This is a genomic window from Pseudoduganella rhizocola (assembly GCF_045984285.3).
Lineage (GTDB): Bacteria > Pseudomonadota > Gammaproteobacteria > Burkholderiales > Burkholderiaceae_D > Rugamonas.
Genome location: NZ_JBJQIK030000012.1, coordinates 91,709 through 108,071, shown reverse-complemented (window position 1 = coordinate 108,071; position 16,363 = coordinate 91,709). Strand labels below are relative to the sequence as shown.

Genomic DNA, 16,363 nt, shown 5'->3' with positions numbered 1-16,363 from the left:
ATGCTAAAAGCTGCCCAACTGTCGCTAACGTGTTTCGCTGGAAAAATCAGAATAAATGCAAGAAATTTCGGTGCAACTGTGATTTTTATGCGACAGTTCGGCCCGAAAAGGGCCCTGCATTGCGCAGCCGGGCAATAAAAAAGCGGCCCCGAAGGGCCGCTGAGTCGCAATTGCTTTATTAACAGCTTAGAAGAACTTGTAGCTAGCACCCAGTTTGAAGTAACGGCCAATTGCGCCGGAAGCATCCATCGGGTTGTAGCTCAGGCCGCCGTAGGTCAGCGGATCCAGCGGAGCAACCTTGTCGGTCACGTTGGTGATCGACGCGGTCAGGGTCAGCTGCTTGCTGAAGTTCCAGCGTGCGGACATGTCCAGGGTGGTGAACGATGCGATCATGCAGTCCTTGGTGCCGTTGGCGCCGTTGGCCAGCTTGGAAGCGCAAGGCTGGCCTTCCCAGTTGATGTTCTTCATCGAATCGCGGTAGTTCACGTTCGCGCCCAGATTCCACGCGCCGATATCCCAGGAGGCGGTCGCGTTGATCTTGTTCTTCGGCGTGCCTGCGCAGTTCGAAGTATCGCAGTTGCCATGGGTGCCAGCGTACTGGTACACATGGGTTGCGTCTTCGTGGCGGGCCCAGGAAGCGACGTGGGTGATCATCAGGCCCAGGGTTGCACGGCCATAGGCGCCCAGACGCAGGCGCTGCTTGATGTCCAGGTCAACACCGCTGACTTCGGTGAAGCTCGAGTTGCGGTACGGAGCCTGGCTCATGATCAGGGTGCCCGAGTTCGGGATCACCACGCCGTTTACAACCAGGTTGTTGTCGTTACGCAGTGCGGTTGGCAGGGCAGCGGCCTGTGCGTATGGCAGCGGGTTGATCTCGTTGCTGCGCTTGATCTTCCAGCCGTCCAGCGCCAGGCTGGTGCCTTCGAACGGATCCCACACCATGCCCAGGGTGTAGCCCTTGGACGTTTCCGGTTGCAGGCTGGCGTCGCCGACCTTCACAGCGGAGATGCTGATCGAGCAGTCGGTCTGGGTTGCGCCGCCGGCAGCAGGTTTGCCGCCTGGGCAACGGATCGGATCCTGCACGGAGGAGTTGCCGGTCGATTGCGATGCGGAGCTGCCTTCAGCTGCGCCAGGTGCACGGAAGCCTTCGGTGTAGGTGCCGCGCAGAGCAAAGCTCTTCAGCGGGGTCCACTTGATGCCGGCTTTCGGGGTGGTCGAGTTGAAGTTGTCGTATTTGTCGTAACGAACGGCAGCGGACAGTTCAACATTCTTCACGACTGGCGCCAGGATCTCGGCGTAGACTGCGGAGACTTTGCTGTCGCCGAATGCGGCCACGTAGTTGGAGTTGATCGAACCGTCGATGGAGCCCGACAGCGATGGATTGTCCACTTTCTCCTGGCGGTGCTCGGCGCCGATTGCCAGGCCCATGTTGCCGCCCGGCAGAGCGAACAGCTCACGCGAAGCCTTCACGTCCACCACTTTCAGTTCGGTGGTCGAGTCGGACGTCGCATTGGTCACCATGGCCGCGTACAGCGAAGCCGGGTTCTTGCTGGCTTCCGCGCCGATGTAGTACGGGAAGTACTTCGACGTCGGGTCGCTCAGGGCAGCCTGCATGACTTTCATGTTGATCATGTTGCTGTAGTCCAGGTGCAGCTTGGACTTGGAGTACGTCACGCCTGCATCGTAATCCCAGCCCATGGCCGAACCTTTGACGCCCACCACGAAGCGCGAGAACTCATTGTTCGCGGAACGCGTGCTAGGACCGACGTCGCCCGCCAGGTAGCGGATACGCGCCGGTGCGCCGAACGGGTTCTGCGGGTGGCTGGCGGCCATCAGGTTCAGGTTGCCGTAGTTGATGAAGCCCAGTGGCGACTGCGCGTTGCGCGGGAAGGCCACGGTCGGGGTCAGGCTTGCCGGGGTCATCATGAACGAGGTGTCGCGCTTCGAGAAGCCGGCTTCCGCGTAGGCTTGCATGTCATCGTTGACTTGCCAGGTGCCGCGGGTGTACAGGTTCAGCGACTCGATCTCGGGCTGCATATCACGCCACTGGTCGGCGTAGCTCAGGCAGCCGCCGTTGGCGCCGGTCTGGTTCTTCGTCTCGCTCAGGGTCGAGCAGCCTGGCAGGCTGACGTAGTCCAGGGTCACTGGATTACGGATCAGGCCGGTAAGCGATGGGCTGACGTTGTTGTTGCCCAGGATATAGCCCTGTGCGAACTGGGTGCCTACAGCAAAGCCGTAAGGACGCAGGTCGCCGGAACCGATGGCGCCGCGGCCGGCGCGGTCCTTGTTCTTCAGGCTGTCGGACTGGAAGTACTCGGCATTGACCACCCAGTTGTACTTGTCGTTCTCCAGGTCGCCCTGGCCGTAGGTGATCGAAGCCTTGTTCTGCTTGCCGTCGTCATAGCGCGACCAGCCGGTATCGCCGCGCACGGTGAGGCCGGTGAAGTCCTTGCGCAGGATGATGTTGACCACGCCGGCGATCGCATCGGCACCGTAGGTCGAGGAGGCGCCGTCCTTCAGGATCTCGATGCGCTCGACGATCTGCATTGGCACGGTCGACAGGTCGGTGAAGCTCTTCTGGCCGTCGTCAGCGCGGGCGAAAGGCGCCATGCGGCGGCCATTCAGCAGCACCAGGGTAGAGGTCGCGCCCAGGCCACGCAGCGAGATCGCGGTGGAGCCGGCCGCAAAGCCGTTACCGAAGCCGGTCGGCAGGGAGCCCGCGCCGTCCACGGTCAGGGTTTGCAGATATTCGGCAACCGTGCCCTTGCCGGAGCGCAGCAGTTCGTCGCGGCCGATCACGGTCACGGGCGACGCGGTTTCCGCCGTCGCACGCTTGATGCTGGAACCGGTAATCTCCACGCGTTGGATATTGGCATCCTGCGCCATGGCAGCGGTAGCGGCCAGGCCCATGCCAGCCGCCACGCCGCCTGCGCATACCAGGCGGATGGAGCGTGCCATCATTTTCTCAATCATTCAAACCTCCAGATTTTGTTCAACGGGGTAACAGCGAACTTCTCTTCTCTGTTCACGTTGAGAAAAACGTTTCAGTTTTTCTCAACCATGGATCAGAACACCGCGCATCCACTCACGTCAATGAAGGGCTGGTCCGGCTCAATCACGGAAATGATGAAATCTGGCAGATGTTTGCACGTCTTTAGCGGCAACTGGGCCGAATTTCGGCTATCCACGCGCAATTACGTGAAGTTACATTTCGTTACCACGATGATCGCCAAGGTGAGAATGTGTGACTTTTTCGCTACACACCTCAATAACTTATTGTTTTGATAGTATGTTTTTAGCTTATTGCCGGCCTAAATCGGCGCTGTTGATCGAGCGAAATTTGCGCTATCGTTACGGTTTTTGCCGCCGCTGCGATAAGGCCCCGGAATGAAAACAAAGTGGTATTACGCGCTGGCGCTGCCGGTCCTGGCCTGTGCAGCGCTGGCCCAGGCGGCCGAGCCGCTGAAGACCCTGCGCTATATTCTGCCGGCCGCCGAAACCAGCCTGGATCCTGCGGTTTCGCGCGACCTGTACACCGGCCACATTACGCAGGCCATCTTCGACACCCTGTATACCTACGACTACCTGGCACGGCCGGTACAGCTGGCGCCGGCCGCCGCGGCCGCGCTGCCCGAGGTGTCGGCCGATGGCAAGACCTACACGATCCGCCTCAAGCGCGGCCTGCGCTTCACGCCGGACCCCGCCTTTGGCGGCAAGCCGCGCGAACTGACGATGGCGGATTTCGTCTATTCCTGGAAGCGCCTGTTCGACCCCCAGCTGGCTTCGCCCCATACCTGGTTGCTGGAAGGTAAGGTGGACGGTCTCGACGCTCTGGCGGCGGAAGCGAAGAAGACCGGCAAGTTCGACTACGACAAGCCGGTGGCCGGACTGGAGCTGCCTGACCCTTACACGCTGCGCATCCACCTCACGCAGACCGACTTCAACCTGGGCATGATTTTCGCGCACGAACCCACGGCGGCCGTGGCGCGCGAAGTGGTGAAGGCCTACGGCGATTTCAAGGGCGAGGTGCAATCCCACCCGGTCGGCACCGGCTATTACAAGCTGGGCGCGTGGACGCGGGGCAGCAAGATCGTGCTGGAGAAAAATCCCGGCCGGCCGCCCGAGGTATGGGACTTCAAGGCCGGCAGCGATCCGGAAGACCAGCGCATCGTGCAGCAGATGAAGGGCAAGTCGATTCCCCAGATCGACCGTATCGAAATCACCGTCCTGCTGGAAGACCAGTCGCGCTGGCTGTCCTTCACCAGCGGCGGCACCGACCTGTTCTGGCTGGATGGACCGCTGGCGCCGAAAGCGATGCTGGACGGCGAACTGCGGCCGGAGCTGAAGGCGCGCGGCATCCAGCTTTCGCGCCAGATCGATCCCGAGCTGACGTATTACTACCTGAACGCGCGCGATCCCGTGGTCGGCGGCTACAGCAAGGAGAAGATCGCGCTGCGCCGCGCCATCATGATGGCGCATAACGTGGACGAGGAAATCCGCCTGGTGTGGAACGGCCAGGCGCTGCGCCTTGGCTTCCCGGTGCCGCCGGGCGCCGTGGGGCACGACGACAACTACCGCAGCACGCTGCAGTACGATCCCGTGCTGGCCAACAAGCTGCTCGACAAGTTCGGCTACCGCAAGGGCGCCGACGGCTGGCGTACGCTCCCGGACGGCAGGCCGCTGGTGATCCGCTATACCTCGCGCAACGAGGCAAGCGGCGTGCTGCTGGCTGAAGTGTGGCGCAAGACGTATAACGCGCTCGGCATCCGCATGGAGAACGACCGCCTGATCTTCACCGACATCCTGAAGGCGGAAAAGGAGTGCAAGCTCCAGTCGCGCAACTTCCAGTGGATTGCCGACTTCCCGGACGGCGACAACTTCATGCAGCTGTTCTACGGCCGCAACATCAACCAGAACAACAATGGCTGCTTTGAGAACGCCGAATACGACAAGCTCTATGAGCAGGCGCGCGCCATGCCGGCCGGCCCCGCGCGCGATGCCCTGTACCGCAGGATGGCGCGCATCATCGAAGTCTACGGCGGCGGCATGATGGGCTATGCGCGCTACCGCAATATGCTGGCCCAGCCCGCGGTACTGGGCTACAAGAAGCACCCCATCCTGCACCAGGAGTGGGCGTATATCGACATCGACCGCAGCAAGGAAAACTAGACAATGCTCGCCTTTATATTGCGCCGCCTGTGGCAGATGCTGCCCACCATGCTGGGCGTCGTGCTGCTCGTGTTCGTGCTGTTCAATTGGGTGGGCGGCGATCCGGCCTATATTTTGGCGGGCAAGATGTCGAATGCCGAAAGCATCGCCAACATCCGCAAGCAGCTCGGCATCGACCAGCCTTATTACGTGCAGCTGGGGATCTTCCTCAAGCAGATCGTCACCTTCGACTTCGGCCAGAGCTGGGCCACCGGCGAGACGGTGTCGAACATCATCACCACCCGCCTCGGGCCGTCGCTGACGGTGCTGGTGCCGCTGACCGTGCTCGAAACCTTCTTCGGCATCGCGCTGGCGCTGGCGATTGCCTTCGTGCGCGGCTCGCTGACCGACCGCGCCGTGATGGTCGCGTGCACGGTAGGCATGTCGATCTCCATCCTGGTCTACATCATCGTGTTCCAGTACGGGCTGGCCTACAAACTGGGCCTGTTCCCGGTGCAGGGCTGGGGCGAAAACTTCGCCGAGAACCTGCTGCGCTACTCCACGCTGCCTATCCTGATCGGCCTTGCGGTATCGATTGCGCCTACATTGCGCCTGTACCGCACCTTCGTGCTGGATGAGGCGAATCAGGACTATGTGCGCACGGCGCGCGCCAAAGGCCTGAGCGAACGCCGGGTGATGTGGGTGCACGTGCTGCGCAATGCATCGATTCCCATCATCACGCATGTGATGGCCAACCTGCCGGCGCTGCTGATCGGCGCTTTCCTGCTGGAGCGCTTCTTCGGCATTCCCGGCATCGGGCGCGAAGTGATCCTGGCGGTGGAGCGCAGCGATTTCCCCGTGATCAAGGCCATCACCGTCTACGTTGCCGCCGCCACCATGCTCTTCAACCTGCTCACTGACCTGATGTACCAGGCGGTCGATCCGCGCGTACAACTGAAGTAAGGAATGTCCATGCACGATACTCAATCATCTCCCGGCCTGTGGGCGCTCGCATGGAAGCGCCTGCGTGCCGACCGCCTTGCGATGGCGGCGCTGGCCGTGGTTGGCGCTTTCCTGCTGATGCTGGTGCTGTCGGCCAGCGGCCTGATTGTGGCGGACTGGGAGGATGAAGTCGGCGTCAACTACGCGCCGCCTTCGTTCATCGGGGCGCAGGCGGACGGCGAGATGGGCTTCGGCGCCACGCCTTCCGCGAAACAGGCGGCCCTGCCGGACAACCCCTTCGACCCGCTGGCAGAGGATATCCGCCAGCTCAAGACCGAAACGGAAGGCAGCCATACGCAGGATGTCGATATGTACGGCGTGGCCGATCCCCTGGAAAAGGAAATGAAGGAGCTGCGCGCCAGCCTGGCGAAGACCGAGCGCCAGGCCCATATCGAGCGCCAGCCCACGCTGCCGTTCGGCGCAGACAAGTGGGGACACGACGTCATCAAGAAAACCATCAAGGGCGCGGAAACCTCCATCATCGTGGGCCTGGTGGCGGCCACGCTGGCGGTGGCGCTGGGCACCCTGTTCGGCGCTTTCTCCGGCTTCTACGGCGGCGTGGTGGACGACTTCTTCAACTGGTTCTACAGCATCTTCACCTCGATTCCATCGATCCTGATGATCCTCACCGTGGCTGCGGTGCTGCAGCAGAAGGGCGTGCTGACGATTGTGCTGATCCTCGGCCTCACCGGCTGGACCGGCCCGTACCGCCTGATCCGCGCCGAATACATCAAGCACAAGGCGCGCGAGTACGTGATGGCGGCCGACGCGATCGGCGCATCGAACTGGCGCAAGATGTTCTCGCATATCTTCCCCAACGTAAGCCATGTGGCGCTGGTGCAGCTGTCGATCCTGGTGGTGGGCTTCATCAAGGCCGAAGTGATCCTGAGCTTCCTCGGCTTCGGCGTGCCGGTGGGCGTGGTGAGCTGGGGCTCGATGCTGAACGAGGCGCAGAACGAACTGATACTGGGCAAATGGTGGCAACTGACGGCGGCTGCCGTCGCAATGGCGGTGCTGGTAACAGCCTTCTCGCTGTTTACCGATGCACTGCGCGATGCGCTCGACCCGAAAGTGAAGTGATATGGACAAACTCCTCGACGTGCGCAACCTGCGCATCAGCTTCCGCATCGACAAGAAGAACACCTTCGAAGCCGTGAAAGGCATCTCCTTCAGCGTGCCGCGCAATGCGACGGTGGCGCTGGTGGGGGAATCGGGCAGCGGCAAGTCCGTCAGTTCGCTGGCCGTCATGGGCCTGCTGCCGGAGCAGACGACGCTCATCGATCCTGCCAGCAGCGTGCTGTTCGACGGGAAGGAAGTGCTGCACCTGTCCACGCGCGAACGGCGCGCCATGTGCGGCAAGGACATCTCGATGATCTTCCAGGAGCCGATGTCCTCGCTGAACCCCGTGTTCACGGTGGGCTACCAGATCGGCGAAGTGCTGCGCCAGCATATGGGCATGAGCGGAAAGCAGGCGAGGGCGCGTACGCTGGCGCTGCTGGAAGAAGTGGGCATCCCCGACCCGGCCGGCAAGATCGATGCATACCCGAGCCAGATGTCCGGCGGCCAGCAGCAGCGCGTGATGATCGCAATGGCGATTGCCTGCGAACCCAAACTGCTGATTGCGGACGAGCCGACCACCGCACTGGATGTCACGATCCAGAAGCAGATCATGGAACTGATCGCGGGCCTGCAGAAGAAGCACCAGATGTCCGTGCTGTTCATCACGCACGACCTGGGGCTGGTGGGCGAGATCGCGGATGAGGTGATCGTGATGCGCCATGGGGAAGTGCGCGAGACCGGGATCACGCAGCAGATCTTCGGCAATCCGCGCGACAGCTATACGCGCGCGCTGCTGCACTGCCGTCCTTCGCTGGACGCGCGGCCATGGCGCCTGCCGGTCATCAACGACTATATGGACGGCAAGGCGGGGCCGGATGTTTCGGTGCCGCAGCGCGAACGCGGCTTCAGGCCGGACGACGATATCGTGCTCGATGTGCAGGACCTGCAGAAAAGCTTCTGGCTGCGCGAAGGCCTGTTCGGCAAGCGCGAATTCAAGGCGGTGAAAGGCGTGTCCTTCAAGCTCCCGCGCGGCAAGACGCTGGGGGTGGTGGGCGAATCCGGTTCCGGCAAGACGACGGTGGGCCTGACCCTGCTGCGCCTGCACCAGGCCACGGGCGGCCGCGCCATCTTCGAAGGCAAGGACCTGATCTCCATGCCCGAGAAGGAGTACATGGCCTACAAGCGCCGCATCCAGATCATTTTCCAGAACCCTTATGCTTCGCTGAACCCGCGCTTCACGGTGGGCCAGATCCTGCTTGAGCCGATGCGCCTGCACAAGATCGGCGCCAATGACAGGGAGCGCACGGAGATGGCGCTGCAGCTGCTGCAAAGGGTGGGGCTGCCGGCGCACGCCTATCACCGCTATCCGCACGAGTTCTCCGGCGGCCAGCGGCAGCGCATTGCGATCGCGCGCTGCCTGACCATGAAGCCGGAAATCCTGGTGTGCGACGAGTCGGTATCGGCGCTGGACGTGTCGGTGCAGGCCCAGGTGCTGAACCTGCTGCAGGACCTGCAGGACGAATACGGCCTGTCCTACATCTTCATCTCGCACGACCTCTCGGTGGTGAAATACATCTCGGACCAGGTGATGGTGATGAACAAGGGGGAAGTGGTGGAAATCGCCAATTCCGACGACCTCTACCGCAATCCCGTCCATCCCTATACGCGCAGCCTGCTGGGAGCGATTCCGCGCGGCCGCTCCTGAGGGCGGGAATTGCGCTAAGATAGAAACATTATGGCGAACTTGATTTCACTTCTGCAGGAATACGGTGTACTGATCGTGTTCGTCGTCGTGCTGGTTGAACAGATGGGCCTGCCGATTCCGGCTTACCCGGTGCTGATCGTCGCCGGCGCGCTCGCCATGGATGGCGGCACGCCGCTGCCCGGCGTCTTGGCGGTGGCCTTGCTGGCCTGCATGATCAGCGACTTCTTCTGGTTCCGCGCCGGCCGCCATTACGGCAAACGCATCCTCAAGCTGCTGTGCCGGATTTCGCTGTCGCCCGACTACTGCGTCAGCCAGACGGAAGACAATTTCCGCAAATGGGGCCCGAAATCGATGATCGTGGCCAAGTTCATCCCCGGTTTCAACACGATTGCGCCGCCGATGGCGGGCGCGCTGGGCACGGGCATCCCGACCTTCCTCAGCTTCAGCGTGCTGGGCGGCCTGCTGTGGAGCCTGACGGGCATCTCGATCGGCGCCTACTTCCACAGCGACGTGGACCAGGTGCTGGGCATCCTCGAAACCATGGGTTCAACGGCGCTGATGGTGCTGGGCAGCTTGCTGGTGCTGTTCATCCTCTATAAGTATGTGGAGCGCAAACGCTTCCAGAAAGCCATGCAGACCGAGCGCATCAGCATCGACCAGCTGCGCGAGCTGCTGGACGAAGGGCACGACCCGGTCATGGTCGACGCCCGCAGCACTACCGCGCAGATGCTGGAACCGGCAATTCCCGGCGCCTTGCTGGTGAATGGCGATCCGCTGGGCGTGGTATCGGCCCTGCCGAAGAACCGCCACATCATCGTCTACTGCAGCTGCCCGAACGACGTCACGGCGGCCAACGTTGCCAAGCAGCTGCACGCCCACGGCTACAAGCTGGCCCGCCCCCTGCATGGCGGCCTGGACGCCTGGAACCTGGCCTTCCGCGCCGAGCCCCTCACCTCCGACTCCGACCCCGACACCGCAAAAGTTTCCTAGAAAATGGGGACAGACCCGGATTTTGGAAATCCGGGTCTGTCCCCATTTTTAAGGAAATTAGTAGTGAGACTACTGTAGTGATTTTTCATATTGCAATTTTCTGTGGCATTTTGTAGTCGGCTGTACTAAAACTACAAAGAACTCTTGCGTAGAAGCCAAGAAATCTTTAGCATTAGGCCTCAACTATTTCGTCGCCGTCCATGAACGCCTATACCGATTCCGCAGTGAAAAGCCCTTCGTCCGCCTATGCCGGCGGCGCTCGTCTACTTGCGGATGTGGGCGGCACCAATGCGCGCTTTGCGCTGGAAACCGGTCCCGGCCAGATCAGCCAGATCCAGGTACTGGGCTGCGCCAGCTATCCCACCATCGCCGACGCCCTGCGCGCCTATCTGGCGCTGCCGGATGTAGCTGCTGTAGTGGGCGGCCAGGTGCGCCATGGCGCCATTGCGATCGCGAATCCGATCACCGGCGACTTCGTCAAAATGACCAATCACCATTGGGAGTTCTCGATCGAGGCGCTGCGCCAGGAGTGCGGCTTCGATGTGCTGGTGGTGGCGAACGACTTTACCGCGCTGGCGCGCTCGCTGCCCCTGCTGTCCGATGCGCAGAAGCGCAAAGTGGGCGGCGGCGCTTCGGTGCCGGGTACGCCGCTTGGCCTCGTTGGCGCAGGCACCGGCCTGGGCGTCTCCGGCCTGATTCCTTCGCAGGACAGCTGGACCGCGCTGCTGAGTGAAGGCGGCCACGTCAGCTTCTCCCCCGTGAACGAGGTGGAAGTGGCGATCCTGCAGTTTGCCTGGCGCGAATTCGAGCACGTGTCGGCCGAGCGCCTGATGTCCGGCGCGGGCATCGAGCTGCTGTACCGCGCGCTGGCCGACTACCGCAAGCAGCCGGCCGAAGCCCTGAATGCCGCGGAAATCGCGCGCCGCGCCCTGGCCGGCGAGTGCCCGCTGTGCGACGAAGCCATCGAGAGCTTCTGCTGCATGCTGGGCACCATTGCGGGCAACCTGGGCGTGACCCTGGGGGCGCAGGGCGGCATCTTCATCGGCGGCGGCATCGTGCCGCGCCTGGGTGAGCGCTTCGATAAATCGGGTTTCCGCGCCCGTTTCGAGGCCAAGGGCCGTTTCCGCAACTACCTGTCGGCGATTCCAACCTTTGTCATCACGGCCGATTATCCTGCCTTCGTCGGCGTGTCCGCCATCCTGGCCGAACGCCTCGCCGCCGCCTGAGCCGACACAGACTGTTACCCGCGAATTGCGCCATTCGCGGTTTTATCAGGTACAATGATCGCAGTTGGATGAAACGGCGCCTCGCTTTTCCTGGCTTTGCCGACCAGTTTTCGCCCCGAAAACCTTCTCTCCACCTGTAATCCTCGCCCCGGCAAGCAGCGGCCCGGCGGCCTTTGCAATAGATTTGCAACCACAAGATTGCTATGAATACAGTTGAGGCGAAAAAAGTCCTCGAAACCGCGCTGCTATGCGCTCGCGAGCCGTTGTCGATCCACAGCATGAAAAAGCTGTTCGTCGAAGTCGACGACCAGGGCAATCCGCTGGAGGAGGGGCTGTCCTCCGATGCGATCAAGGCCATGCTCGAAGAGCTGAGCCAGGAATGGCAGGATGAAGGCGTCGAGCTGGTGGGGCTGTCCAGTGGCTGGCGCTTCCAGAGCAAGCCGGAAATGAAGTTGTACCTGGACCGGCTGAATCCGGAAAAACCGCAGAAGTACTCGCGGGCCACGCTGGAAACGCTGGCGATCATCGCCTACCGCCAGCCCGTGACCCGTGGCGATATCGAGGAGATACGCGGCGTTGCCGTGAATTCTCAGACGATCAAGATGCTGGAAGACCGCGGCTGGGTCGATGTGGTCGGCCACCGCGATGTGCTCGGACGTCCCGCCCTGCTCGGCACCACGAAGCAGTTCCTGGATGACCTGGGCCTGAATTCGCTGTCCCAGCTGCCGCCTTTGCAGCAGATCGGCGACGGGCAGAACGCCAATCCAATGGAAGTACTGGAAGCCGCGCTGCAGGAGAATTTCGAGAAGGCAGCCGTGGCTGCCGAACACCCGAACCAAGCAGTACCCGAAGAAGAAGCACCCGCCGCAGAGGTAACGCCCGACGACGCGCCCGCCGTCCCGGACGTGTCCGCCGCAGACGAGTTTGCTGCAGACCTGTCCGATGAACCGGCGCCGGTAAAAGAAGCCGCAGCCGAAGTTGAGCCAACGCAAGAACAAGATAATGAACAACACCGATAACACCAACGAGACCGGCGCCCCGGCCGCCGACGCAGTCCCTGCGAAACCGAAGCGCCGCACCAAGGCCCAGATCGAGGCCGATAAGGCCGCTGCGCTGGCGGCAGGCGAAACCCCGAAACCGAAACGCCGCAGCGCAAAGGCTGCCGCCGAGCCGGCCGCGGCCGGCGATGCTCCAGCGCCGGCCGCAGCCGACGCCTCGGCCAAAAAGCCGCGCGCCAAGGCCGCCCCGAAAGCGAAGGCGGCGGATGCCGCCGCAACGGCCGAGCCGGCAGAGCGCATTGCTCCAGCGCAGGCCGCTGAAGCCGCGCCGCCTGCCGCTGCCCGCGCGCCGCGCACCGGCGCCGCGGATGCCGCGCCGGCCGCCGATGGCAGCGCCGCCGACGCATCCAAAGCCCGTCCACCGCGCGGTCCGCGCCAGATGCGCGAACAGCGCGCCCTGCGCGAGGCCGAGCGCGCCGCCGCCCAGCCGCAGGCTGCTGAAGCCCCGGCCGAAGCGCAAGCCGCACCATCGGCCGACGGCCAGCTGGCGCCGGCCGCAGGCCAGGAGCGCAAGCACGAGCAGCGCAACAAGCACGGCAAGAAGGGCCGCAACAAGGGCAAGGGACAGAACGGCCAGCCGCAGGGCCAGCGCAATGCGCCAGGGCAGAAGCAGGGCGGTAAAGTCAGCGATGCGGACGCCGTGTTCTCCTACGTCACTTCGGATGCCTTCGACCGTGAAGAGGGCGCCAAGGGCAAGCAGCCGCAAAAGGCAGTGCGCCGCGACCTGACGGCCGAAGACGACGCGCCGAAGCTGCACAAGGTGCTGGCGGAAGCGGGCCTGGGCTCGCGCCGCGATATGGAAGACCTGATCGTGGCGGGCCGCGTGTCCGTCAACGGCGAGCCGGCCCACATCGGCCAGCGCATCCTGCCGACCGACGCGGTGCGCATCAACGGCAAGCTGATCCAGCGCAAGGTGAGCAAGAAGCCGCCGCGCGTGCTGGTGTACCACAAGCCGGCCGGCGAAATCGTGTCGCACGACGATCCGGATGGCCGTCCTTCCGTGTTCGACCGCCTGCCGACCATGAAAACCGGCAAATGGCTGGCCGTGGGCCGCCTGGACTTCAATACCGAAGGCCTGCTGCTGTTTACCACTTCCGGCGACCTGGCTAACCGCCTGATGCACCCGCGCTACAACATCGACCGCGAATACGCCGTGCGTACGCTGGGCGAGCTGGAAGAGGGCATGCGCCAGAAGCTGCTGGCCGGCGTGGAGCTGGAGGACGGCATGGCCCAGTTCACCAAGATCGCCGACGGCGGCGGTGAAGGCGTCAACAAATGGTACCGCGTGGTGATCGGCGAAGGCCGTAACCGCGAGGTGCGCCGCATGTTCGAGGCCATCGGCCTGACCGTGTCGCGCCTGATCCGTACCCGCTACGGCGCCATGACCCTGCCCAGCAACCTGAAACGCGGCCGCTGGGAAGAAATGGAAGAAAACTCGGTGCGTGACCTGATGTCGGCCGTGGGCGTCGAGAAAAAGCAGCCGGCCGGCGACAAGAACGGCAAAAAGCCGCAGGGCCAGGGCCGCGAGCGCGAGCGGGAACAGAATTTCAACCGCATGGACGTGAGCAACAAGAATGCCGACCCCTTCCCGCAGGCGCCGCGCCGCGGCGGTCAGGGCCAGGGCCAGGGCAACTACTTCGGCGCCGGCTCCGGCCGTCCGGGTGGCCGGCCACAGACGCCGGGCTTCGGCAACCGGCCTGCATTCGGCGAGCAGGGCGGCGGCCGTCCGGGCCAGGGCAAGGGCCGCGGCGCTGGCGGCGGCGGCAGCCGCCAGCCGGATCCGCTGCAGACCACCTTCGGCTTTGCCGGCGCAGGCGCCGGCCAGCCGCGCCGCAACCGTGGCGGCGCCATGGACCACGGCATGCCGCGCCGCCGTAAAGGCTGAGCTTGACGTTGTTGCAATGCCGCGCGCAGGGGGCTCTCTCTTTAGTGCGGCATTGCAGCGAAGTCAATAAGACGCTATAATAGGCAGCCTGGTAAAAGTTCTTCGCAGAGGTAAATTGCTGAGGGCTCTTTCATCTGGCTGTTGTAACAAGAAGATGGGCAGATGCCCATTTTTTTTTTGGTGAACCGTTTTTGGAGATTTTCTTTGCAACTGCCGGAACTCATTGAGACCACTGTCACGGGTCTGGGCTACGACCTGGTTGATTTCGAACGGGCCGAGCGTGGACTGCTGCGTGTGTACATCGACTTCACGGCGGAGGATGCGGAAGAAAAGGGCCCGATCACGGTGGAAGACTGCGCCAAGGTGAGCCATCAGCTGTCGCACGTGCTCACCGTTGAGAACGTGCCGTACGAGCGCCTCGAAATTTCCTCGCCCGGCCTGGACCGGCCGCTGCGCAAACTCTCGGACTTCGAGCGTTTTGCCGGCAGCGAGGCGATTGTGAAGCTGCGCATGGCGGTGCCGGGGTCCGGCAACCGCAAGTCCTACCAGGGCATCCTGCAGCAGCCCGAAGGCGATCAGCTGGGTATTGAATTTGAAGGTAATGAAGGTCCTGCGGTGCTGAATTTTACGCTCGCGGATATGGATAAGGCACGCTTGGTGCCACAGGTGGATTTTAGGAGCCGCAAAGCATGAGTCGCGAAGTTTTGTTATTGGTGGATGCGCTGGCGCGCGAGAAGAACGTCGACAAGGACGTGGTATTCGGCGCACTGGAGTTCGCATTGGCGCAAGCCACGAAGAAGCGCTATGAAGGCGAAGTGGACATCCGCGTTTCGATCGACCGCGAAAGCGGTGAATTCGAATCGTTCCGCCGCTGGCACGTGGTGCCTGACGAAGCCGGCCTGCAGCTGCCTGACCAGGAAGTGCTGCTGTTCGAAGCGAAAGAACAGATCCCCGATATCGAAGTCGATGAATACATCGAAGAGCCGATCGAGTCCGTGGAATTCGGCCGCCGCTTCGCGCAGGACACCAAGCAGGTCGTTCTGCAGCGCGTGCGCGACGCCGAGCGCGAACAGATCCTGGCTGACTTCCTGGAGCGCGGCGACGCCCTCGTGACCGGCACCATCAAGCGCATGGAGCGCGGCGATGCCATCGTTGAATCGGGCAAGATCGAAGCGCGCCTGCCGCGCGACCAGATGATCCCGAAAGAGAACCTGCGTATCGGCGACCGCGTGCGTGCCTACATCCTGCGCGTGGACCGCAATATGCGCGGCCCGCAGGTGATCCTGTCGCGTACCGCGCCGGAATTCATCATGAAGCTGTTCGAGCTGGAAGTGCCCGAGATCGAGCAGGGCATGCTGGAGATTAAATCCGCGGCCCGCGACGCCGGCGTGCGCGCCAAGATCGCCGTGTACACCTCGGACAAGCGTATCGACCCGATCGGCACCTGCGTCGGCATGCGCGGTTCGCGCGTGCAGGCCGTGACCGGTGAGCTGGGCGGCGAGCGCGTGGACATCGTGCTGTGGTCGGACGATCCGGCCCAGTTCGTGATCGGCGCACTGGCTCCGGCCAATGTGTCCTCGATCATGGTGGACGAAGAGAAGCACGCCATGGACGTAGTGGTGGACGAAGAGAACCTGGCCATCGCCATCGGCCGCTCCGGCCAGAACGTGCGCCTGGCTTCGGACCTGACCGGCTGGAAGATCAACATCATGACGGCCGAAGAATCGGCCGACAAGGTGGCACAGGAAACCGCGGCAACCCGCGCCCTGTTCATGGAAAAACTGGATGTGGACCAGGAAGTGGCCGACATCCTGGTGGAAGAAGGTTTCGCCAGCCTGGAAGAAATCGCCTACGTGCCGATTTCCGAGATGCTGGAGATCGAGGCCTTCGACGAAGACACCGTGAACGAACTGCGCACCCGCGCCCGCGACGCCCTGGTGACCGAAGCCATCGCTTCGGAAGAGGGCCTGGAAGGCATGGAAGAAGCGCTGGTTGGCCTGGAAGGCATGGACCGCGTTACCGCGGGCAAGCTTGGCCTGGCCGGCATCAAGACGCTGGAGCAGTTTGCCGGTCTGGCCTACGACGAATTCGGCGCCATCCTGGCGCTGTCGTCCGACCGCGCAAGGGAACTGATTAAATCTGAGTTTGAAGATGTGACCGACGATGAAATGAAGCTGGTCGATTCGAAATACGACGACCGCGCCAAGGCCCTGCAGGCCAAGGCGTGGGCCTCCGCGGAATCCGCCAAGGCCTGAACAGCATCCATATCATCGACGCGACACATAGAAAA

Annotated in this window: 11 protein-coding genes; 10 read left to right on the top strand and 1 reads right to left on the bottom strand. The window is 62.8% G+C overall.

All coding sequences use genetic code 11. The features are described 5' to 3' along the window. Positions 1 to 186 precede the first annotated feature (186 nt). Positions 187 to 2,973: a TonB-dependent receptor gene (locus ACJRPG_RS21930; protein ID WP_408002228.1), complete on the bottom strand. Its 2,787-nt coding sequence runs from the start codon at positions 2,971 to 2,973 to the stop codon at positions 187 to 189. 414 nt (positions 2,974 to 3,387) lie between these two features. On the opposite strand from ACJRPG_RS21930, the gene ACJRPG_RS21925 reads away from it, so the two are divergent. The 10 genes from ACJRPG_RS21925 to nusA all read left to right on the top strand — a co-directional run bounded on the left by ACJRPG_RS21925 (position 3,388) and on the right by nusA (position 16,328). Then, the gene (locus ACJRPG_RS21925) at positions 3,388 to 5,169 is read left to right on the top strand and encodes an ABC transporter substrate-binding protein (protein WP_408002227.1); all 1,782 of its coding nucleotides are present in this window, start codon (positions 3,388 to 3,390) and stop codon (positions 5,167 to 5,169) included. A 3-nt stretch (positions 5,170 to 5,172) separates the two neighbouring features. Beyond that, positions 5,173 to 6,111, top strand: a complete 939-nt coding sequence (locus tag ACJRPG_RS21920) for an ABC transporter permease (RefSeq protein ID WP_408002226.1) — start codon at positions 5,173 to 5,175, stop codon at positions 6,109 to 6,111. Between the two features lie 9 nt (positions 6,112 to 6,120). Next, on the top strand, positions 6,121 to 7,230 hold the full coding sequence (locus ACJRPG_RS21915; protein ID WP_408002225.1) for an ABC transporter permease: 1,110 nt from the start codon (positions 6,121 to 6,123) through the stop codon (positions 7,228 to 7,230). Between the two features lies 1 nt (position 7,231). Then, a complete protein-coding gene (locus ACJRPG_RS21910; RefSeq protein ID WP_408002224.1) occupies positions 7,232 to 8,914 on the top strand; it encodes an ABC transporter ATP-binding protein in 1,683 nt (560 codons plus the stop codon). A gap of 30 nt (positions 8,915 to 8,944) precedes the next feature. Continuing rightward, the gene (locus ACJRPG_RS21905; RefSeq protein ID WP_408002223.1) at positions 8,945 to 9,904 is read left to right on the top strand and encodes a VTT domain-containing protein; all 960 of its coding nucleotides are present in this window, start codon (positions 8,945 to 8,947) and stop codon (positions 9,902 to 9,904) included. A 200-nt stretch (positions 9,905 to 10,104) separates the two neighbouring features. Beyond that, positions 10,105 to 11,130, top strand: coding sequence for a glucokinase (locus ACJRPG_RS21900; RefSeq protein ID WP_408002222.1), 1,026 nt, complete (start codon positions 10,105 to 10,107; stop codon positions 11,128 to 11,130). 203 nt (positions 11,131 to 11,333) lie between these two features. Continuing rightward, positions 11,334 to 12,149, top strand: coding sequence for an SMC-Scp complex subunit ScpB (gene scpB / locus ACJRPG_RS21895; protein ID WP_408002221.1), 816 nt, complete (start codon positions 11,334 to 11,336; stop codon positions 12,147 to 12,149). Continuing rightward, positions 12,133 to 14,073 (top strand): 23S rRNA pseudouridine(2605) synthase RluB, encoded by a 1,941-nt coding sequence (rluB, locus tag ACJRPG_RS21890; RefSeq protein ID WP_408002220.1) that lies wholly within the window; start codon positions 12,133 to 12,135, stop codon positions 14,071 to 14,073. The genes scpB and rluB overlap by 17 nt, the downstream gene beginning before the upstream one ends. A 162-nt stretch (positions 14,074 to 14,235) precedes the next feature. After that, positions 14,236 to 14,766 carry a ribosome maturation factor RimP gene (gene rimP / locus ACJRPG_RS21885; protein WP_408002219.1) on the top strand — a complete coding sequence of 177 codons (531 nt, stop codon included), beginning with the start codon at positions 14,236 to 14,238 and terminating at the stop codon, positions 14,764 to 14,766. Further along, positions 14,763 to 16,328 carry a transcription termination factor NusA gene (nusA, locus tag ACJRPG_RS21880; RefSeq protein WP_408002218.1) on the top strand — a complete coding sequence of 522 codons (1,566 nt, stop codon included), beginning with the start codon at positions 14,763 to 14,765 and terminating at the stop codon, positions 16,326 to 16,328. The genes rimP and nusA overlap by 4 nt, the downstream gene beginning before the upstream one ends. The last annotated feature ends 35 nt before the right edge of the window (positions 16,329 to 16,363 follow it).